Below are 21908 nucleotides of genomic sequence, written 5' to 3'. Positions count from 1 at the left end.
TGAAACTGCATCGAAGATTTAGAATTCCTTGCAAGAGAAAAGGTTTATAGCTTACCTATAAGGGATTGAAACGCTTGCGGTGTTTCATGGCTGCAATTATTTCGGCTTGGTTTATAGCTTACCTATAAGGGATTGAAACTTCCAAAAGCCTGCAATGGATTGTCCGGCTCTGGAGTTTATAGCTTACCTATAAGGGATTGAAACAGAAACGGATACTTCGGCCTGATCCGATTCCCAACAGTTTATAGCTTACCTATAAGGGATTGAAACTCCTCATTGAAAGCAAGACGGCGCGTCAAGAGTACAGTTTATAGCTTACCTATAAGGGATTGAAACCTATTTGGCGTGGAAGCGGTGGTGAGGAGAATATCGTTTATAGCTTACCTATAAGGGATTGAAACTCCCTCCGACATCCACAATTCCGGAAGAAACGGATGTGTTTATAGCTTACCTATAAGGGATTGAAACGGGGAAATCGGCGGTGTAGCCAGTGGTGAAATTGCCGGTTTATAGCTTACCTATAAGGGATTGAAACGTGAAATCATGTGGGCCATTGTGGACGGCAGCGCCGGTTTATAGCTTACCTATAAGGGATTGAAACAAGTTTCTCTGAGACAAGATCCGGATCTCTTTCTTTGTTTATAGCTTACCTATAAGGGATTGAAACGCCGTCATGACTTCGCCAGTGTCTACGCAGGAAGAAAAGTTTATAGCTTACCTATAAGGGATTGAAACTCCGGGAGCGGATTCAAAAAACAAAGTACGTCAAAAGGTTTATAGCTTACCTATAAGGGATTGAAACTTTGAAATGCCGGTATTCTTCGATATGGAGGACGCGGTTTATAGCTTACCTATAAGGGATTGAAACCGTGCCAGGTCAGCAGACGCGGCGATGGGACTCCCGTGTTTATAGCTTACCTATAAGGGATTGAAACTCCTGATAGGTGTCTTCTTTTTTCTTTCCGGCAGTCGTTTATAGCTTACCTATAAGGGATTGAAACCCGGTAAGGATGGTGGACCAATCGAAACCCTGAACAGTTTATAGCTTACCTATAAGGGATTGAAACTCATATCGCCGTCTGAGTTCCCGTAAACACTGGACTGTTTATAGCTTACCTATAAGGGATTGAAACAGCGGTATCCAAATAAGGAATACCTCCAATATGTCTGGTTTATAGCTTACCTATAAGGGATTGAAACTTTGCATTTGCAGTTTCAAGTTTGCTACATTCTTCGTTTATAGTTTACCTATAAGGGATTGAAACGACATTGGTTGTAAACTGTTTAGAATGCAGTACTCTTGTTTATAGCTTACCTATAAGGGATTGAAACAATTTCGATGGGAAAGGAAGTCCCCCGGTTTATGTCAGTTTATAGCTTACCTATAAGGGATCATGTGATGACAGAGACATTCAACCAGACCGCGACGGAATATTTCTCGCTATCACGACCCTCATTGCTGAACCAGATCTGGTGAAAAGTTAGCAGGGCATAGGGCATATATCCCAATGGATGATGTTATTATAAAGGAGATAATAATAACTTAGATTCTGGGCTAAGGGCTGAAGGGATGGGTATGCTATGGCAAATAAAAAAAGCGGGCAAACCGCCTTTAATGTAGCAGCAATCCGGTTGATTGAACAGTACCAACCTAAAGATTTAAGACTCTTTACCGATCCTGTAATTAAAAATCTCTTTAATTGGCCTAATCGGTTCCTGCTGGGGTTCAAAATAATTAGAGATTGGCTAATAAGATTTAGTGACAAGCAAACCAAGGGTATTTATGGTTCAAATATTTGTCGAACCAGATATATTGACGATTCGCTTCAATCAGCTATCGAAAATGGGATCGAACAAGTTGTAATATTGGGTGCCGGCCTGGATACCCGGCCGTATAGGATACTCGGTCGCGACCAAATTAAGTTTTTCGAAGTTGACATGCCTTCTGTCCAGGATTATAAAAAGAAAAAAGTTGAAAGCTACCTCGGCTCATTGCCGGACAATGTTGTTTTCATTCCTATTGACTTCAATAGTCAAACTCTGGATGAGGTTTTTGCCGGCAAGGGATTGGACTTCTCTAAACCTGTAGTTTTTATCTGGGAAGGGGTTACACCGTACATTACCGAAAAAGCCGTAGGCAATACCCTGCAATTTATTTCTAAAAATTCGCCAGGCAGTATTGTAATATTCACGTATATTCTAAAAACTGTGATAGAAAAAAAATCCGACATTAATGGTGTGAATGATCTGGTGAAATATCTTGAGAAGTATGGTGTGATCTGGTATTTTGGCCTTGATCCACTAAATGTAGCGGAGTTTTTGAAGCAATTCAGTCTTAAATTAATTGAAGATGTTGGAGCGTCATATTATCGTGAAAACTATTTAAAACCGCTCGGACGGCGGTTAGACGTGTCAGAAATTGAACGGATAGCTTATGCAATGGTAATCTAAATATTGTAAATGAGGACTTTAGGATCTATGGCCTTTAGATTAGACACGTGGCATGTGATGGAACCTGCCACGTGTCCTTGTAATTATTGCTTCTAAAGCCTTGTACACAGTTTTTTAACACGACACTGGTGACAGTTTTGCTATAGTAGACGGCTATAACCAGCCTAAAAAATGTACTTTAGATACTTAGTATTAACAAAGGATTCATTTTCCAATCGGCGTTTAGCAATAAGCTCATATATGAAACGCCCGCCCAATCATATAGCTGTCTGTTGTGATACAGATTTGAATTGATGACACTAGGAATTAAAAGTGTCTATTTTTATGTCTTTTTGGTTTAATTTCCTGAGACAATAGTTTTTAATTTTTAGAATTACAGGTTTTATGAGCGGCAGTGAAGAACGTTGTAATAATTTATCGAAATTAAGAGGAAAGACAGGAAATAAATAGAACTTTATAGTAAACGAAAAAGGTTAGCAATGTGCACAGTCAACTACTGTCAACGCTGGTTGAAAATAATAACGTAAAATAAATTTCGTACAAATGAAAAAGGGCTCTGAGAGTGTGTTAGGATAGGAATTGACTAGAAACCAGTCCAAATCATGCCAAGGAGGAGCCCTTATGAATAACATTATACACTGGAATGATCAGAATTGAAGAATCAGCTTGGAGAGCTCGTTCATGGGACTGTAAAAGAAACTCTGAATAAACTGCTAGATGCCGAAGCAGACAGGATTACGAACGCTAGTCGCTATACCATCCCACTAGTAAGGGCAAGTTGCCGTCTAGATCCACGTACTGATGGATAAGACCGAATACTCTTGCTAGATCGATGAGACCAGTTTGCCAAATCGGATTTTTGTGTATTAGTATCTACCCGTCTACTTTTGCATTGGCTCACTTTACCACCGACTATGACATTAGCCCAAATAAAGAGGCAAATCGCAATTTTTAAAGCAATCTGGTAATATGTCAAGCTCATAAAAAATAAATATCGTAAAGCAATGTGCCAAAAAAGGGTAAATCTAATAAGCTCTTTCCTCAAGAAGGAGAAAAAAGTTAAAAAATGGAAGTCATTAAATTTGGCTTACTCTACTTTTAGAGTAAAGCTGATGGTTGACCAGCAATCCAAAAATCAGCCGGATAAATTTACGAGCAGTAAGTGCGAGTGCGCGTTTATGCTGATGAGTTTTAACTTCATCGTATTTCTTGTGGTAAAAAGCTGCGTATTCCGGTATATGGTTCTTAACATGACTGGCAGCTTCAATTAGATAGTATCTTAAGTAGGAATTGCCAGCTTTTGAAAGAACGGTGTCGTCAGCCCTAAAATTGCCGGATTGATTTTCACGCCAAACAAGACCGGCATATTTAGCAAAAGCACTGTGAGAGTTAAAGGCGTCGATGGAGCCAATCTCCGCAATGATGCCGGCAGCGTAAACCGGACCGATGCCAGGAATGGACAACAGAGAGTGATAAGCATTTGGGTCAAGCCCCTTGAGAGTTTTTTCAATTGCCTTATTAATGGCCTTTATTTCGGACTCATAAGCGGAAATAAGGTTGAAAGATGAGGCGATAGAGAGGGTTAAAGGTTCATATAGGCATTTATCCAATCGGTAAGAATTGCGAGCTGCCTGCTGAAGTAAAGAGGCTGTATGGCCAGGATTTACAAACCGGTTTTTACCTTTTTGGCCAATATGATCAATCAGTGCTTGCAGCGGCATATTGGCAATGTCCTCGGTAGAGAGGAAGTCGGTTAAAACCGAAGAGGCCGTAGCACCGTAATGGTCGGAAAACGGCTGCTGATCTTCGTGGAGCATAGAAAGTTGACTGAATTTAAGAAATATATTCGAGAGCATATAGGTTTTCTCGCGAGTAAGCGAAGCGGCGATATGTAAACGATGGCGGGTCAGGCGTTGCAGAGCAAGAAACTGGCTGCCGCGCCAAGGCGCAGTAGTAATTCGGCCGACTCTGGCAAAATCAGCGATTACAAAAGCGTCAACAGCATCGTTTTTCCCTAAGTCGATGTACGATTTTTTGTAATTGGCAATCATCTTGGGGTTCAAACAATAAACGTGAGTATGAAATGGCATTAACAGCTCACAGGAAGACAAATAATTGGCGATATGAATTCCGTAGAAAGACGTGGACTCCAAAGCAAGCATCAGCTTGTTGATGTCACGGTTTCCGTAAAGGAAGGCATGAAGTTTTTCGGCCATTTCAATGGCTCCCGGGTGATTGTTCGGTACAGAAAACCGCAGAAGTTTCTGTGCTTCGTAATCAATAGCACAGACGACATTTTCTCGGGAACTTACGTCAATCCCCACAAATAAAGTAGAAAGAAGATCCGCCTTCTTCATAAAACTTCACCTCCTTTTTGGCAAAAAATAGGGAAGATAGAAAGGAATACCCTGATCTTACTCACTGACCGCACCCTCGCATAATCAGCATTCATCTGTGAAAGCAGCTTGCTGGAAAGCTTTCGCCCAGAGACGCAACATCTGTGTTAGCGGTATTGGATGAATAAGGCAGGCGTCACGCTTTATAAGCAATAACCAAAAGGTTTTGCAGGAGAGATCAGACGTTACCTTTGCTAAATTCTCTTACGAATATTTTAGCATCAGGGGATTCAAATCCGGGTAGTAAAAAATAAAATAAGCTTTGTAAACAATGGCGGATTATTGCCTACAAAACTTATTATACGAGGAGAGATATAGATGTTGATTGAGGGAGCAGAGACATCACAATATAGGGCAGGTAGTGCTTTGCAGCGAAAGTGGTATACTGTGGAAACACTGACCCCTATGGCCATGCATGGCGCCAATAGTCGCGGCGATCCCCAATTTCGGATTCCTTCTCTGCGGGGGCTACTACGTTATTGGTGGCGGGCAGTGCAATATGAGACGGATCCCGCCAAGTTATTACCGAAAGAAGAAGAGCTCTTTGGCGGGACACAAACTGAACAGAGCGGAAAATCTCTGCTGCGATTGGTCCTGCACCCCCCAAATTTTTTACTTGAAGAATATCCGTTGTTGAATCACAAACCTAGGACAAAAGATAAATCCTTCACACAGGTGTTAAAAGCTTCTCAGTTTTTGTCTATTGAAGCTTCCACGTACCAGTTTACGCGATCAGACAAGTGGAGCCACTTTCAGGATGCACTGGAACTGGCGCTCCTTTTGACGGGGATGGGGCAGCGAGCCCGCAGAGGCTTTGGCGCCGTGCAATGGCAGGAACATCAATTCGACTCGGTCGAGTCTTATGGTCAGAGGCTGTGTGAAGTACTGAGCAGGTTGAACGTACCCATCATGTCCGGTATTACAAACGGATGCCTGGTCAAAGCAGTTTTCAATTCCGGTCAACTGCCGCCTCATCCTACGTTAATGGCAGTTTGGCTCGGAAAACCCTATGAGGATAATGCAGCGGGTGTGGACTGTCTTCTGAACGATTATGGCCATGCTTCTCACCTGAGAAGCAGAGCTAGTCTAGGTGGAATTTACCCCCGGTTTGCTTCTCCTTTATGGGGTAGCGTCCGGAGAATTGCTGGTCAACTGTACCCTGTTATTTCCGAACTGCAATCGGCCTATAGCCGTAAAACACCTGCTGTTGACTATGAATCTGATCGCAATGCCTTTTTGCAAACGCTGGGGGTGAACATCTGATGCCGCAGCAATACGCTATTTTCTCCATCGGTCCCGTACAGTCTTTTATCGCCGCCGCCAGAAAACTCGAAGATTTATGGGGAGGCAGCTACTTGCTTTCTTATTTAATCGAATCGACCATTGCAAACCTGTATGCGGCCGAGGCCTCGTTCGAGCTTATCTATCCACGTATAACAGCCCAGGAAATCAAAGCCAAAATAGGCAGTCAGGATCCGTCGCTGTCCATTGCCCATCTGCCCAATAGAATTACCTTTACCTTGGATACTGACGATGAGGGAGCCGTACAGCTCCTTAAAAGGGCGGAACTGCATGTAAGAAAAGAAATAGGAACTCTCTGCGCCAAGGCCGTCGAACTGGTTTTTGCAGAACAAAAGAATATCATAGACAGTTTGCAGGACCAGATATGGCAGCAGACAGAAGCCTTTTTGGAGGTATACTGGATTGTCCAGTCCGTCGGGCAGACGGGAGGACTACAGCGCCAAGTAGTGGAAACCAGGTTCCAGACCCTGAAAAACCAACGCAGGCTGTGTCCCCATCAGGAGAACGGCTTGGCTTGTACGCTTTATCCGGCCCTGGACGCCTTATGCCATGAGCCCTTGGCGGACAAAGACCGTTATGGCGATTTGCGGAGAAAATTAGAAAACACCTGGGAACAGCGCAGTCCGGTCTTCCGACCGGCTAACGACCATGATGAAGGAGAATTGGAAAAAGCCCGGATCCGGAACCGCGAATATCTTTGTGCCATTAGCCTTGTCAAGCGTATGGCCCGAGATATTTTCCAGCGGCATTACCGGTGTAGCAACAATATTTTTAGTAAATATGAATCAGTTGTGGAAATCGGCGGCCAGGAAGCAAAGTATTACGCGGTACTACTCATGGATGGCGACAATATGGGGCAACGGTTTGCCGACGGTTCGGATGTCCAGGAGCTCAGCCGCAGATTGAGCCGGTTCTCGCGAGAGGCTGTTCCTGAAATTGTCAGCAAACACAAGGGCATACTGATTTATGCTGGCGGCGACGACGTGCTGGCTTTATTTCCTGTTAACCAGGTTTTGGAGGCAGCCGACGCGTTACGTCACGCTTTTGCCAGTGAGAAGGAAGGCCTGGGAACTGGCGCAACTTCATCCACCGGTATTGCTATTGGACACAAAACATCGCCGCTGCAGCAAGCGCTTAACCAAGCCCGGTTGCTGGAAGCAACCGCCAAGTCTTATTGCTCCCCGTCAGGCAATGAAAAGAATGCCCTTGCCATCGCGGTACGTACGCGCTCCGGCGAGCATTTGGGTCCACTCGTCCTGCCGTGGCAGTTGTATGAACGGCCCACCACGGAGTATTTACAGGAGTTTATCGCCGCATTGGAAAAAGAGCTTTCTCCAACCTTCGTCTATCGGTTTGCCCAGGCTTTTCAGCCTTTTTTGCCTAATTCATACCGCAGCCAAGCAATGCCTCAGCTAAGAAGAGAAATCATTGAAACGGAATATCGGCGTTTAGTGAAGCGTGCGGTTCGAAAAAGGAGCGAGATTGAGCAAACTTATGAACTGGCCGGCCCTTCCTTCCATTTTTATGACATTCTTGGTTTGGGAGCCTTCATTGACCTGCTTAAAATACTTACATTTTTTAACCGAAGGAGGGCGGAGTATGAGTAAACTCAGTTTAGTTCCCGCCGATTCGTTTTTTTTTAAAGGACATCTGACAACCGAGTTGGGTACTCCTTCTCATTTGGTTGGGCTTTTCCCTCCCCGCCCTAATACGGTATATGGCGCCCTTCGTGCGGCATATATTCACCGGCACAGTACCTTTGCTGAGTTTCGCCGAGGGAAAGGCGGACCTGTAAAACAATGGATGGGAACACCCGCATCCTATGGGGCTTTCCGCCAGAGAGCGATCTTGCTGGCTAAAAACAGGGATTACCTGTTGCCGCTTCCGCTGGATTACAATTTTTATCGTCTGAAAAATTCTGATGCTGGAACATGGCGGGCCCTTCCCCTTCACTTGGAACCCAATTCGTCAGCTTCTTCGGCGGGAGTGTCCTGGACACTGGGGCTGCCCGATAGGGAAAAGACCGCAGGGAAAACCGCATCCCCCGGCGGCAGGTATCTGCGCCTGGAAGACTGGAAAGCGGGAGTTCTCCAGCAGCAATCCTTTTCAGCCATCTTGTCCTTGGAGGATGACATCATTAACGATTATGCCAAAACCGGTATAGCTATCGGCAGAGACAGCCGTACAGCGGAACGGTCGTATTTCTACCAGATGAACATGATGAATCTGAAGGCAGATTGCGCTCTGGTTGCCTTAAGTGAGCCTTGTCCCGATTTTTCCGAGGTGCCATTGGTAAGCTTGGGCGGAGAAAACCGCCCGTGGTTCTTATCGCAAGAAACGAACGATTGGAAGTTATGGAGCGAAGAGCAGTTAGAGGAAATCAAGAGCCAATTACAACGGACCCCAATAGCCCGTATCATCTTGCTGACTCCGGCCTTATGGCCGAATAATCTTTCTTTCCTATTGGATTTGCAGACCGAGGGAGAAATCTGGCAACTGACACCGGACATCGAGGTGGAGCCTATCACTTGGGCAACTGCCCGTCCGGAGCTTTACGGGGGATGGGATATTGTTAGGCATAGGCCGAAACCGCGGCAATGGATGATGCCTGCCGGAACGGTTATTTATGTGAAGATTCGGGAAAATGATATTTCCCCCATCCTGGCGTTGGCTGACGGCTTTACTCTCTTTGCAGACCAAGAGGAATGCAGCGGGATGGAAGGCTTTGGATTTGCCGTAATCGCCGGAATCAAAGAATCCAATCAATATTGAGGAGGAATTGGCATGTTTACCATCGCGAGACCATTCTTATTGCATGCAGTCACTTCCGTTCATGCCGGGAGCGGCAGTGAAATCGGCACTGTTGATTTGCCCATTCAGCGGGAAAAGCATACGGGCTATCCCAAGATCGAAAGCTCCAGTCTGAAAGGGGCGCTGCGGCATGACTTGGCGGTGGGTATCAAAAATAAGCCAGAAGAACAGGAAAAATTTAAATGGGTATTTGGATCTAAGCCGCAGGAAGAAGAGCACGACAACGAATCCCAGGCCAGTGCGCTTTCTTTTATCGACGCTCGTATTTTATTGTTTCCGGTACGCTCCCTGCGGGGCACCTTTGCCTGGATTACCTGCCGCAATGTGCTGGAGCGCTTCAATCGTGAAATGACGCTGCTTTGTTCCGATAAGACTTCATCAGTGCCGCAATGGCCGCTGGAAGGGGTGGAGCCGGAAACAACTTCTTCTCAAGCTATGTTGGTGGGAAACCGCGACAAAATTGTCCTCGAAGAGTATACCATGCAAACAAAACAAAGCGGCGCCACCCAGAGCTTAGCTGAAAGAATTGCTCAAAGTTTAGGTGCCGATGTGCCTCTGGGTATAAAAGAGCGGTTGGTCGTGTTAACGGACGATCAATTCGCTGATTTTGTAAAGATGTCTACCGAGATCAATGCCAGGATCAAGGTGGGAGATAGTGGAACCACCGACCGCGGGTTATGGTATGAAGAAAACGTGCCTCCAGAAACCGTATTCTACAGTGCAGTGCTCATAGGACAGGTACGCGAAAGTAATAAGAAGGGGGCAGATACCGGGGAAGACAGAATGGGGACGCTGACGACCGACGAAGATGTACGGCGATATGTAGGGGAACACTTTCCTTCGGTATTTCAATTGGGAGGCAGCAATACCATCGGAAAAGGGATCCTGCGTCTAATTTGGCTGGAGGGAGGTGCCGGTCATGACAAGACAGAATGAAGCTTTCTGTCAAATTGAAGAGGGACGCGCTACCTTTGCCTTTGAACAGGTGAAGCAAGCTGTTGAAAAACTAGCCGGAAATGCTCAAAGTTACAAATCATATGTGAGAAGTCTGCCGTCTCTGATTCAGGTCAATGGGCTGGGACAAGCACTGGCTTTTTGCTATGCCAGAAAAAACAAAAACAAATATATAGCCTACAGGGATATTTATGAATCTATTTTCAATTGGCTCCAAAGGAAATTCCCCGATCATTTCCAACAGGAAAGCGAGTTAGTAGAAGAAGCGGTCAAGCTACGCAGTGAAGATTACCGCATGATAACCATGGAGGTGCTGGCGCTGCTGAACTGGATGGGGAGATTTGCAGAAGGTATGATTGAAGACCCTCTAAGAGAGGATGAAGAGCAAGCGAATCCCTCGGAAGGTGAAGCATTATGAGCCAGACATCCACACAGGTCTTGCATCCTGCGGATACCCAAGAAATGTTTCAGCAGTTCAGCAGTCCTGATCATCTTTGGTACAGTATGAACTATAACCAGCAGGCCGATAGGCAAGCAAGGGAGAAAGAAATCGACAGAGAAGAAAAGAAGAAAAATGGTGATCCGGATGCAGTGAGATATATGTTCCGGAAAAACCTGAACCATCGTGATGGGCTGGAAAGAATCACTGCCCTAGGCCGTACGGTTGACAAGCAACGGCTGCAGGCTTTGGCTGATTTGCCGGAGCACTACCAGGTACGGATACTGCAGGCCACACCTATGGGGGGGATTATTCACGGCCTGGGCGGCGCCCATGTCCGCGAGAATTCGCTAACTATTCATCCTGTTTACGGCTTCCTCTACATACCGGGCTCCAGCCTGAAAGGAGTGGTGCGGCGTTGGTTTATCGAAGCATTTTTAGGAGGAAAAGAATCCCATTGGGATGAAAAGACGGAACCATGGCGCCAAGCGGCAACCTTGGGCCGTCTCGTTTTTGGCACGCAGGCATCAGTCGGAGCAGTGCAGTTTTTTGACATCTTTTTGATCGAAGGTCTGCAGGTAAAGCCAGATATCCTGACTCCCCATTTTTCCGGTTACTATGCAGGAAAAGGAACGCAAGCGCCGGAAGACACTTTAAATCCTGTACCTAACCAGTTCTATATCATACAGGTGCAGACTGCCGATATTGTATTTACCCTGCGAGACACTCCGGCCGCAGCGGCTATGAACCTCTCGGCGGACGATCTGATTGGGTTATTAACCGACTGGGTGCGAACCGCTTTGCAGGAATTGGGGTTAGGGGGGAAAACATCGTCCGGCTATGGACGTTTTATGGATATCCAGGATGTGACGCTAGAGCGGTTTCTCCCTGTCAAAGAAAAACGCCTGGAAGAGAAAAAGAAGGAGGAGCAGCGGAAAGAGCAAGCGGAAGAACAGCGAAGGCTATCGGCAATGACCTCCTCAGAGAGGCTCATTCATGATATTCGAAGCTTAAATTCGTCGACTGAGGAAGATATTCAACGAAGCAAAAATGATATTTTCAATCAGGTGCTTAATGCGCAAAACAAGGAGGCGGCCCAATGCCTGAAAACATATTGGGAATCAACAAACAACTGGATTATAAAGAGAGGCTCAAAAAAGCAAAACAAACAAGCTGTCAAGGTTCAAAAGGTTCGCCAATTGCTGGGGGATTGGAACGATTTATTGGGCAACTGAGAGGAAGGGGATGGGGAGCATGTTCTTTATCAGCTACAGCCATGAAGACGATAAAGATACTAAAAATATACAACAGCTGGATCATGTATTAAAGGCCTACGGCCTGAAAACCTGGATAGACCAAAAGAACCTGCCGGCAGGTAGAATGGAACAGAATATTAAAAAAATAATTGAGTGTGAGCGGGTGGAGGGGTATGTACTGTATGTCTCCCAGCACTCGCTTCGTTCTCATCCTGTTTGCGAGTGGGAACTGAAACCGGCGCTGAAAAAGAGAGACCATGATCCTAATTTTATCATGTTTTTTGTTTTAGAGGGGATAACCTTTGAAGAATTTAAAGAGCTATCCTGGAGAAAATTTGGGGTTGATTTAACCCAATATTATTATCAGCGCATTGAGGAAGGAAACCGGCTCCAAACCTATCATTCTGTTGCCCAAAAACTGCTGGACAGCAAACTGCAGCAGGTGACAGAACCGCTATCAGAGTGGGTGTTGAACTTGTATGCCCGGGGAGAGGATCCGAAGACCTCGAATAAACAGCCTCATTTGCAAATTGATTTGTCTTATTTTTTTGCTGAGCGAATACCCCAACAGCAAGAATGGGAAGAGATCATTATACCGGCATGGCAAGGGATTAAACGAAAAATAGCGGGATGCCCCGGACGAATCCATCTGCAGTCCAATGTGTTGTTACCGACGGGAATAGCCTTTGGCCGAGTCTTCCATGCGGCAACCAAATACTGTTTGACCTTCAGTGATCAAGAGGGGTGGCAGACGGAAGGCAGCGTAAAGGACAAAGCTCCTTTACGGCAGGAGTCTCATCGGGGAAGAGAAGACAGCGACAATATTATTCTAGAGGTGGGAATCGCGCAGGATACAAGAAAGGCCACAAATGACTATGTAGAAAAACATCATTTGGATTATCGGGCCTGGCATAGCCTGAAAGCGGAAGAATGCAGCCGTAATTTTATAGCAAGCCCCCAGCATGCCTATGATACTATGACACAAATAGCTGAGAAAATCAGAAAATGCAGTAGTGAATATCCGGGGAATATCCTCATACATCTGTTTTATGCAGGGCCACTGGCATTAGCTTTTATGATAGGGCATTGTTTGAATGCTGTGGGCCCCATTCAGTTGTATGAATTTCATAAAGGACTACAGCAATACGAGCAGGGGTTGTTGTTGAAAATGAATGATTAATTATTTTGGATAGTCATTTTTTTATTAGTACTGTTGTCTGTCCATGGGGGAATGAGATATTCTGTAATAAATACTTGGCATGGAAAGGGAAAGGTATTAAAGTGTAGGAAAGTTTATCGGCAAAAATTTACGCGATACACTGAACCGGCTGAAGATGAAAAGGAGCTATTGTTGAGAGCGGTACCGAACCGGGGAAATATTATCCGGTTCCTGCCGAGAAACTACTATCCAGATTAAATCAAGAGTTTACCACAATGATATAGGATTTAGGTAATCAACTCAAACAAACGGAGCCTCTGCCAGATATCGAACTGACCTTGAATTATTCGGGGTATGAATCTTTTGTGGAAAAAGCGGTTAAAGTGATCCATGCTGCCAGGGTATCTCTTTTTGTGTCGGCCTGGACAGAGGAAGTCATTCTCTTGGCCGATGCTGTAGCTATGGCCTACAAACGAGGTGTTACGGTTATTGCCGGGTGTTTGGCGAATGTTCTTTAGACAGAAGCTATTGTGTCAATTTGGCAAGCTGCGGAACATCTTCCCAAGCCAGACTGGGGACACGGCTAAACGTGGTCGTGGGCGATTCGAAAGAAGTGGTCATTTGCGAGATTGGCGCAAACGTGTCAAAAGGGGACGGTTTTAATGACAAGATAGGATCTTTCATTATTGTGTCGATTGAACCGTCCCCGTGACAGTTCATCCGTTTGTAGCTTACCTATAAGGGATTGAAACAATTTCGATGGGAAAGGAAGTCCCCCGGTTTATGTCAGTTTATAGCTTACCTATAAGGGATCATGTGATGACAGAGACATTCAACCAGACCGCGACGGAATATTTCTCGCTATCACGACCCTCATTGCTGAACCAGATTGGTGAAAAGTTAGCAGGGCATAGGGCGTATATATCCCAACGGATATGTTATTATAAAGGAGATAATAATAACTTAGATTCTGGGCTAAGGGCTGAAGGGATGGGTATGCTATGGCAAATAAAAAAAGCGGGCAAACCGCCTTTAATGTAGCAGCAATCCGGTTGATTGAACAGTACCAATCTAAAGATTTAAGACTCTTTACCGATCCTGTAATTAAAAATCTCTTTAATTGGCCTAATCGGTTCCTGCTGGGGTTCAAAATAATTAGAGATTGGCTAATAAGATTTAGTGACAAGCAAACCAAGGGTATTTATGGTTCAAATATTTGTCGAACCAGATATATTGACGATTCGCTTCAATCAGCTATCGAAAATGGGATCGAACAAGTTGTAATATTGGGTGCCGGCCTGGATACCCGGCCGTATAGGATACTCGGTCGCGACCAAATTAAGTTTTTCGAAGTTGACATGCCTTCTGTCCAGGATTATAAAAAGAAAAAAGTTGAAAGCTACCTCGGCTCATTGCCGGACAATGTTGTTTTCATTCCTATTGACTTCAATAGTCAAACTCTGGATGAGGTTTTTGCCGGCAAGGGATTGGACTTCTCTAAACCTGTAGTTTTTATCTGGGAAGGGGTTACACCGTACATTACCGAAAAAGCCGTAGGCAATACCCTGCAATTTATTTCTAAAAATTCGCCAGGCAGTATTGTAATATTCACGTATATTCTAAAAACTGTGATAGAAAAAAAATCCGACATTGATGGTGTGAATGATCTGGTGAAATATCTTGAGAAATATGGTGTGATCTGGTATTTTGGCCTTGATCCACTAAATGTAGCGGAGTTTTTGAAGCAATTCAGTCTTAAATTAATTGAAGATGTTGGAGCGTCATATTATCGTGAAAACTATTTAAAACCGCTCGGGCGGCGGTTAGACGTGTCAGAAATTGAACGGATAGCTTATGCAACGGTAATCTAAATATTGTAAATAAGGACTTTAGGGTCTATGGCCTTTAGATTAGGCACGTGGCATGTGATGGAATCTCGCGAATGTTCTTTAGACAGAAGCTATTGTGTCAATTTAGCAAGCTGCGGAACATCTTCCCAAGCTAGACTGGGGACACGGCTAAACGTGGTCGTGGGCGATTTGAAAGAAGTGGTCATTTGCGAGATTGGCGCAAACGTGTCAAAGGGGACGGTTTTAATGACAAGATTGGATCTTTCATTGTTGTGTCGATTGAACCGTCCCCATGACAGTTTTAAAGGACGGACTGGGTTTGTTATTGCTTAGTTTAGACCCCCCGGCAGTTATTGCAATCTCACCGATATGCTTCGCTGACCGAGCAGCACCGCTTGGAACTACAGTAGGTTTATGATCTTATTGGGGGAGCTAAGCCGTATGGGTATGGAAAAGTAAGAATTAGAGTAAAGCAAGTCATGCTGGAAAAAGAAAGGGGTGATTTTGCATCGCTGATTGAGCGGCCGGAGCAGGAGATTGATCAGGCGGAGTGGTATCAATATATTGATACCTTTATCGTGACAATGGGCGGGGAAGCGTATTTTGATGCCGTCCATTTTCTTCAATATGGACAAAGTAAACAGAAATTCTTAAGTATACCTAAGCGATGGGATAAGTTTTCTGACGAAACGGAAGGCGGGGCTATCTTAAGCATTGGCGCCTGCAAAAGAAAATATAAGGGCCAAGGGTAACCAGTGGGATAAAAAAAGTAGAGTATCCATTGTTCTCCGGAAAGCAAAGATTGTCTTTATTCTATTTGTCGTCGACCTCCAGTAGTGTAAAGATACCAGGAGGTCGACGACAAATAGGCCATTAGTCCTAAAACAGTATTGATGAGCATTTTTCAGGTATTTGATCGATCATACATACCGTAGTGTATCGTACGATACTACTAGTAAAAAACGGACGGTATCCTGATTTTACTGGCATTGAAATGGGTTTATAGCCTACCTATAAGGATTTGAAACGTAAACAGCGCATTCAAGGCTGTACCGGCTGTTTCGGTTTATAGCCTACCTATAAGGATTTGAAACTTGTTTTTGGCCCGTGGCCGTCACTCTGCGTATCTATGTTTATAGCCTACCTATAAGGATTTGAAACCTCCTAAGTGAGGCTTCGATTGGTTTTTCATCCTGCGGTTTATAGCCTACCTATAAGGATTTGAAACCGGATCCAAAGAGTATGGATTCAAGGAGCAAATTCTTAGTTTATAGCCTAGCTTGGGTTGAAATGGTTTATTATTTTTATCAAAATTTTCAAAGGAGCAGTCCATTGCATCGTATCTTTTCATCATTTCACACACACCCATTTATTTTATCACCTTGGGTGTGTGCTTTTATTATAGTAGTCCAGAATAATACCAAAAATAAATTAGCAGGTATACTTAGCAAAATCGCGAATCCCTTTTCTGGTCAAAACCGGCTAACTAAGGAGCGCTAAATGGAGAAAATTCATGGATAGACATATAGTTTCTTATCGGCATATTGTGCAGATTGCTTATCCCGTTACACTTTCTATGCTATCAATGAATGCGATGATATTTGTTGACCGAATGTTTGTGTCGCAATATAATCTTACGCAGTTTGCGGCCATGATTCCCGCCGGTTTGTTTGCCACCTCAATAGCAAGTATTTTTGGAGGAATTGTTGGTTACTCTTCGGTGCTAGTTTCACAGTACTTTGGTGCCCGCAGATATAATGATTGCTCTGCGTCCACGTGGCAAGCAGTGTATTTAAGTGCGCTATTTGTCGTTCTGTTAATTGTCTCTTCAGTAGGGTTAGAAAATATATTTCAAGTATTGGGACACGATGAATCTTTAATACATTTTGAAAAGGAGTATTTCTATCTTATTATATCTGCAAATTGCTTCCAATTATTCACTACTGCCTTATCCGGCCTTTATTACGGCATTGGCGACACCAGAACGACAATGCATATAGAAATTTTTATCAATGTTGCAAACATGGTTCTGGCTTGGCTCTTGGTACTTGGAAAGTGCGGATTTCCTGCGATGGGGATGTTTGGGGCAGGTCTGGCGACGAATATTAGCAGCGCAATTGGTCTAGCAGTATATTTATTGCGGTTAAACCAAAGAAGCTTTAAAAGTCGATTTCAATTTTTCATAAACTTTGACTTTAACAAATTTCTACTTCATAAAATAGTGAAGTTTGGGTTGTTTTCCGGTATACAGTCGTTTACTATTACAGGATATTTCAGTATTTTTCTTCTCATTATTGGAATGCGGGGTGAATTTGATTTGACTTGTGCCAATATCGCTGTTGCGCTTCAAGCCGCATCGATATTGCCCGTATATGGGATTACAACTGCAGTAGGTATTTTAGCCGGTCAGGAGAGAGGAGCTGACAGACCGGATAATCTTACAATAATCCTAAAAAAAGGAATTTTAATAAGTTCCTGTTATGTCATTTTAATCGTTATTTTTTTCAATCTATTGCCCGAATTTCTAATTTCTATTTTTAATAGTGAACATGATAAGGAGCGGCTTGTATTAATTAACAATGCCACTATTCCACTGGTCAGACTTACCTCAATATGTGTTGCACTCGAAATGGTGTTCTCGACTATTGGTAGTGCGCTTCAAGCCGTTGGCGACACCAGATTTATGATGGTCACGTATACTGTGATTCCTTTTATATTTTATGTGATTATGCCATACATAATCTGCGTAAGGGGCTCACTTTCACTGGAAGTACTATGGATTATGCTAATAGGGTACAGAATAATTATGCTGCTAGTAGTAACGAGAAGGTTTGTAGGAGGTAAGTGGAAAGCTATTAACGTGATCTAAAAAACAGATAGGTACCTTTTATTGTTTTGCCAGAAGAACCGTCCCAATGACAGGAAAAAATCAAAGTCTATTCACTTTTTTCATTGTCTTGATTTTCGGGTAACGGCTTGGCTGCTGCCGGTTGTAAATTCGAAGCATAGTCAGCTGATTTGGTTTCGGAACGCACGAAGATTTCTTCTTGCCAAATTTGATAGCCATATGCTAACACACCATCGAAAGTAACAATTAACGTGTTTAGGAAAGGAGTAAGACCGACCTCATGAAAAAGCCCTCTACCGCCAAGGAAATAGACATGAAATAAATATATGAATCCAAAGTTTAGTACGGTATCTATTACGATATAGCGCCAAAATCGACCATACAAAAAATGAAACGACCATATAGTAACAACGATATTTAACCCAAAAATAATATAGGAGGGTGTCCTTAGGGGATAAGCAGCTTCTTCATAAATAAACCACCCCAGATTTTCTCCCAGCTCTACAGCTATTACACTGGTAAGCGCGGAGAATAAAGCAACAGGCGTCCACCTTTTGATATTTTCTTTCGGCATAAAGAATAAAGTCAGCAAAGGTAAAATTAATATCAACCATAAAAGGACTTGATTACTCATTATGTGATCCCCCGGATTTTCAGTAAATATAGTATTTCTAAACATGAGCTCCTTTTATACTTTGGTAATAGTTACCTAATTTCTTGCTATGAAGATATCATTATTAAATTGGCAGGATTTTTGTATTTCAGTAAGAATAATTGTAGAAAGATAATAAACTGGACACTTGATCAAGAAAATTGAACATTAAAGTTCTGCAATGATAAATGATAGCAGAATGTAAAATAAAACAGGTGAATTATGATGTTTATAGCTGATTTTCATATACATTCAAGATACTCAAGAGCCACAAGCAAGGATTGTGTACCGGAGATGCTGGAATTGTGGGCGCGGCGTAAAGGGATTAACGTTATTGGTACGGGTGATTTCACTCATCCGGCCTGGCGTGAGGAATTGAAGGAAAAGCTTGTTCCCGCCGGCGAAGGTCTTTATATTCTTAAGAATGATTTCCGCAAAGAGGATAAAATTGCAGGGGCAGATTTCAAGCCGCAATTTATTGTTTCCGGGGAAATCAGCTCAATATACAAAAAGAACGGCAGGGTACGAAAGGTTCACAACCTGATACTTCTACCCAGCCTGGAATATGCCGAATTAATATCACACAAGCTTGAAGCCATAGGGAATTTGCGATCGGATGGCAGGCCGATACTGGGCCTTGACAGCAGGGATCTGTTGGAGATCGTACTTGACACGTGCCCGGAGGCCATATTTATTCCTGCTCACATATGGACGCCGCATTTCTCCCTGTATGGCGCATATTCCGGTTTTGATGACATTACGGAGTGTTTTGGGGACCTCACAGGCTATATCTATGCCCTTGAAACCGGCCTGTCCTCAGATCCGCCGATGAATTGGCGCCTTTCCGCATTGGATAACTTTACACTGGTTTCCAACTCGGACGCCCATTCTCCGGCAAACCTGGGAAGAGAGGCAAATATTTTCAATACCGGGCTTTCTTATCCATGCATGCTGCAGGCGTTAAAAAACCGCAATACAAAGGAGTTCTACGGTACAATAGAGTTTTTTCCGGAGGAAGGTAAATACCACTACGACGGGCACCGGGCCTGCAAGGTGTGCTGGAAGCCGGCGGAAACAAAAGCTGCCGGCGGTATATGCCCTGTATGTGGCGGCAGGCTTACCGTCGGCGTGCTGCACCGGGTTGAAGCCCTTGCCGACAGGGAAGAGGGGTTCATACCACCGGTGGTCAAGCATTTTGAAAGCCTTGTCCCGCTTAATCAGGTAATAGCTTCCGTGCTAGGTTCTACTGTCACCAGTATGAAGGTGAAGAAAAAATATGACGACCTGCTGCGGGGCCTTGGACCGGAGTTATTTATACTCCGTGAGGCGCCGTTGAGTGATATTGCATCAGTGGCAGGCCCTTGTATCGTTGAGGGCATCCGCAGGCTGAGATGCGGCAAGGTGGACATACAACCCGGATTTGATGGTGAGTACGGCAAAGTCAAGGTAATGGACAAAAATGAAATCGACCTGATTTCCGGTCAATTATGCTTTAGTAATGATAAATTTTTTGCTGATACCCATACTTGCAGTAGCGAACCGTCGCCACCGGAATCTGTCGCCGGCATAAAGGCGCCGGCTAATGCGGCGGAACCGGCGCCGGACTTAACTGATGAGAGTCTGCCGAAAAATAGTGAGTATGGCATACAGGCTGTTTCAGTAAACTTTCCCTATGGATTGAACAAAGAACAGTGGGAGGCTGTTTCATCCCCCGGTCAGGCAATCGCGGTAATTGCCGGCCCTGGAACCGGCAAAACAAAAACACTGGTAAGTCGCATTGCCTATCTTGTCGAGCAATGCGATATACATCCCGCGCAGATAACCGCCGTTACTTTCACCAATAAGGCGGCTCATGAGATGCGCAGCCGTCTGGAACAGCATTTCGGGGACAAGCAGACAGCCAATGCCATGACCATCGGGACGTTTCACTCTATATGCCTGCAAATTTTGTCCCAATGGAAGGGCAAGAATAACATAACGATTATTGATGAATATAATGCTCTTTCCATCATCGAGGAAATAATAAAAAGTATGAATTTAAAGATTTCTCCCCGGGATGCCCTGCAAGGGATATCGCTGATTAAAAACGGTTCACCGCCGGCAGGCGATAAGAAAAAATCCAGCATTGCGGCGATGGTATATGATTCGTACTGTTCCCAGCTTAAGGGCTACGGCGTGATGGACTATGACGATATCCTCCTCGAAGTACTTCAACAGTTTGAGCATGAAAAGACCGGTGATGTATCCGGCGGGAGCCCGGACAACTTTTTCTCATACCTGCTGGTGGATGAGTTTCAGGATATTAACGGGGTTCAATACCGTTTGATCAAAGAATGGAGTAGGAAAAGCGGGAAAATCTTCATTATCGGTGACCCCGACCAGTCCATTTATGGTTTCAGGGGTTCGGATTTCCGCTATTTTGAAAGCTTTAAAGAGGATTTTCCTGATATCCGGCATATTCGGTTAACCCGGAATTACCGCTCAACTCCCGAGATTATCCTTTCCGCCCAAGGGGTAATCGCCAAAAAAGCTGCCGGGGAGTGTAACGGTTCCCTCGCCGCAACAAGGAAAAGCGGTGCCAAAGTACGCCTTATAGAAAACAACAGTGAATTTTCGGAGGCGCTTTTTGTTGCCAAGGAAATAAATCGTATGGTTGGCGGTATCGATATGCTTGATACGCAGACTCCGTCGGCAGCGCGCCGAAGAAGGCCGGCGGCCAGACAGACAAGAGGCTTTACCGATATTACCGTATTATACCGTACGAATCGCCAGGCGGAGATTCTGGAGCAGTGCTTTTCAAAAGAAGGTATTCCCTATGTGGTTGTCGGACGGGACGAGTTCCTTGCCGACAAATTGGTCCGTGAGGCAATTTCGTTTTTTAAGTTTTTGCTTAACCCCGGGGATATCACTTCCCTATTGGTATGCCTCAAAGCAAAAAGCATATATTCGGCCGACCTGAATCTAAAAGTGCTGAATGGCTATGTTGCCGGTGAGAAAGGGATAACATCCCTGGAAAAGCTCCTGGAAGAAATTCAATTGCCGCTGCATAAACCGGGCGTCCTCCGGGATTTCATAGAAATATTAAGGAAATATGAACCTATCATCAATAAAGAAAAGCCGTGGAAAATTATAGATTCTTGGATTAGCGACAATAATCTGTCTGGTGTAAGGTGTATGGAACTGCTTTTACATACGTCGGTTATGCATAACCAAATGTCTTCCTTTATTCAAAACCTTGTACTGGGCCGTGAAAGTGATGTTGTCCGCAGCGGAAGTAAGGTTTATTCACCGGATGCGGTTGCCTTAATGACGGTGCATGCGGCAAAAGGTCTTGAATTCCCTGTAACGTTCATTTGCGGTGTAAACGATGGCCTGATTCCTTTAAAGAATAGCAACCCCGACTTTAATATGGATGAGGAGAGACGCCTTTTCTATGTCGGCATGACAAGGGCCCGGGATGAGCTTATCCTTCTCACGTCCCGCACTCCCTCTCCTTTTGTTGCCGACATATCGGAAGAGCAACTTATAATCGAGAAAGCTTTTAGACAAAAGCAAGGGTCCCAATACAAACAAGCCGGTCTTTTTGACTAATTGACAGAAGTTAATTTGCCTGTTAAAACGCTAAATTACTAAATTACTAAAACCTACCCAAAGTCTTTAAGTAAGACTTGCGGGTAGGTTTATTATATAACTAATTTAGTATGCATTATGTCATTTCCATGAGGGTAAGTTAGAAAACGTATTATTCTCTATAAATATTATACCAAAAATCTGTTCAAATTTTAAGACT

The 21908-nt window shown here is 44.2% G+C and carries 17 protein-coding genes and 1 CRISPR repeat array (1 of these 18 only partly in view); of the genes, 15 read left to right on the top strand and 2 right to left on the bottom strand.

Translation table 11 applies throughout. The annotated features are described in order from the left end of the window. Positions 1–1399: direct repeats of the CRISPR family, unit length 30 nt; unit sequence GTTTATAGCTTACCTATAAGGGATTGAAAC (it extends 158 nt beyond the left edge of the window). A 182-nt stretch (positions 1400–1581) separates the two neighbouring features. Further along, on the top strand, positions 1582–2451 hold the full coding sequence (locus MAMMFC1_RS20790; RefSeq protein WP_126310304.1) for a class I SAM-dependent methyltransferase: 870 nt from the start codon (positions 1582–1584) through the stop codon (positions 2449–2451). A 1076-nt stretch (positions 2452–3527) separates the two neighbouring features. Here MAMMFC1_RS20790 and MAMMFC1_RS20785 read toward each other — a convergent pair. Next, positions 3528–4808, bottom strand: coding sequence for an IS110 family RNA-guided transposase (locus MAMMFC1_RS20785; RefSeq protein ID WP_126310303.1), 1281 nt, complete (start codon positions 4806–4808; stop codon positions 3528–3530). 357 nt (positions 4809–5165) lie between these two features. Between MAMMFC1_RS20785 and cmr1 the strand changes: the two genes are divergently transcribed. The 13 genes from cmr1 (at position 5166) to MAMMFC1_RS20735 (ending at position 17487) form a co-directional block, all read left to right on the top strand. Beyond that, positions 5166–6110 (top strand): type III-B CRISPR module RAMP protein Cmr1, encoded by a 945-nt coding sequence (cmr1, locus tag MAMMFC1_RS20780; RefSeq protein ID WP_126310302.1) that lies wholly within the window; start codon positions 5166–5168, stop codon positions 6108–6110. Then, on the top strand, positions 6110–7756 hold the full coding sequence (cas10, locus tag MAMMFC1_RS20775) for a type III-B CRISPR-associated protein Cas10/Cmr2 (protein WP_126310301.1): 1647 nt from the start codon (positions 6110–6112) through the stop codon (positions 7754–7756). Before cmr1 ends, cas10 begins: the two co-directional genes overlap by 1 nt. Beyond that, entirely contained in the window at positions 7749–8921 is a 1173-nt protein-coding gene (locus tag MAMMFC1_RS20770) for a type III-B CRISPR module-associated Cmr3 family protein (protein ID WP_158618840.1), read from the top strand. Before cas10 ends, MAMMFC1_RS20770 begins: the two co-directional genes overlap by 8 nt. Positions 8922–8933: 12 nt before the next feature. Next, entirely contained in the window at positions 8934–9896 is a 963-nt protein-coding gene (gene cmr4, locus MAMMFC1_RS20765) for a type III-B CRISPR module RAMP protein Cmr4 (protein WP_126310299.1), read from the top strand. Continuing rightward, positions 9880–10332, top strand: coding sequence for a type III-B CRISPR module-associated protein Cmr5 (gene cmr5, locus MAMMFC1_RS20760; protein ID WP_126310298.1), 453 nt, complete (start codon positions 9880–9882; stop codon positions 10330–10332). Before cmr4 ends, cmr5 begins: the two co-directional genes overlap by 17 nt. After that, complete coding sequence (gene cmr6 / locus MAMMFC1_RS20755; RefSeq protein WP_126310297.1) at positions 10329–11588, top strand: type III-B CRISPR module RAMP protein Cmr6; 1260 nt, start codon at positions 10329–10331, stop codon at positions 11586–11588. The genes cmr5 and cmr6 overlap by 4 nt, the downstream gene beginning before the upstream one ends. A 19-nt stretch (positions 11589–11607) precedes the next feature. Beyond that, a complete protein-coding gene (locus MAMMFC1_RS20750) occupies positions 11608–12789 on the top strand; it encodes an SAVED domain-containing protein (RefSeq protein WP_158618839.1) in 1182 nt (393 codons plus the stop codon). A gap of 317 nt (positions 12790–13106) precedes the next feature. Next, positions 13107–13286 carry a phospholipase D-like domain-containing protein gene (locus MAMMFC1_RS21660; RefSeq protein ID WP_158618838.1) on the top strand — a complete coding sequence of 60 codons (180 nt, stop codon included), beginning with the start codon at positions 13107–13109 and terminating at the stop codon, positions 13284–13286. Then, complete coding sequence (locus MAMMFC1_RS21655) at positions 13265–13480, top strand: hypothetical protein (RefSeq protein WP_158618837.1); 216 nt, start codon at positions 13265–13267, stop codon at positions 13478–13480. Before MAMMFC1_RS21660 ends, MAMMFC1_RS21655 begins: the two co-directional genes overlap by 22 nt. Positions 13481–13769: 289 nt before the next feature. Then, positions 13770–14639, top strand: a complete 870-nt coding sequence (locus MAMMFC1_RS20745) for a class I SAM-dependent methyltransferase (protein WP_126310295.1) — start codon at positions 13770–13772, stop codon at positions 14637–14639. Between the two features lie 57 nt (positions 14640–14696). After that, positions 14697–14951 carry a hypothetical protein gene (locus MAMMFC1_RS21650; protein ID WP_158618836.1) on the top strand — a complete coding sequence of 85 codons (255 nt, stop codon included), beginning with the start codon at positions 14697–14699 and terminating at the stop codon, positions 14949–14951. Between the two features lie 146 nt (positions 14952–15097). Next, the gene (locus MAMMFC1_RS20740) at positions 15098–15370 is read left to right on the top strand and encodes a hypothetical protein (RefSeq protein WP_126310294.1); all 273 of its coding nucleotides are present in this window, start codon (positions 15098–15100) and stop codon (positions 15368–15370) included. A gap of 761 nt (positions 15371–16131) precedes the next feature. Beyond that, positions 16132–17487 carry an MATE family efflux transporter gene (locus MAMMFC1_RS20735; RefSeq protein WP_126310293.1) on the top strand — a complete coding sequence of 452 codons (1356 nt, stop codon included), beginning with the start codon at positions 16132–16134 and terminating at the stop codon, positions 17485–17487. A 67-nt stretch (positions 17488–17554) separates the two neighbouring features. On the opposite strand, the gene MAMMFC1_RS20730 is transcribed toward MAMMFC1_RS20735, so the two are convergent. Continuing rightward, positions 17555–18100 (bottom strand): hypothetical protein, encoded by a 546-nt coding sequence (locus tag MAMMFC1_RS20730; RefSeq protein ID WP_126310292.1) that lies wholly within the window; start codon positions 18098–18100, stop codon positions 17555–17557. Positions 18101–18412: 312 nt separating this feature from the next. On the opposite strand from MAMMFC1_RS20730, the gene MAMMFC1_RS20725 reads away from it, so the two are divergent. Then, positions 18413–21709: a UvrD-helicase domain-containing protein gene (locus tag MAMMFC1_RS20725; RefSeq protein WP_232035584.1), complete on the top strand. Its 3297-nt coding sequence runs from the start codon at positions 18413–18415 to the stop codon at positions 21707–21709. Positions 21710–21908 lie beyond the last annotated feature (199 nt).

Source organism: Methylomusa anaerophila, assembly GCF_003966895.1.
Classification (GTDB): Bacteria; Bacillota; Negativicutes; order Sporomusales; family Sporomusaceae; genus Methylomusa; species Methylomusa anaerophila.
The sequence above is the reverse complement of the archived record's forward strand: the minus strand, read 5'-3'. Positions and strand labels throughout refer to the sequence as shown.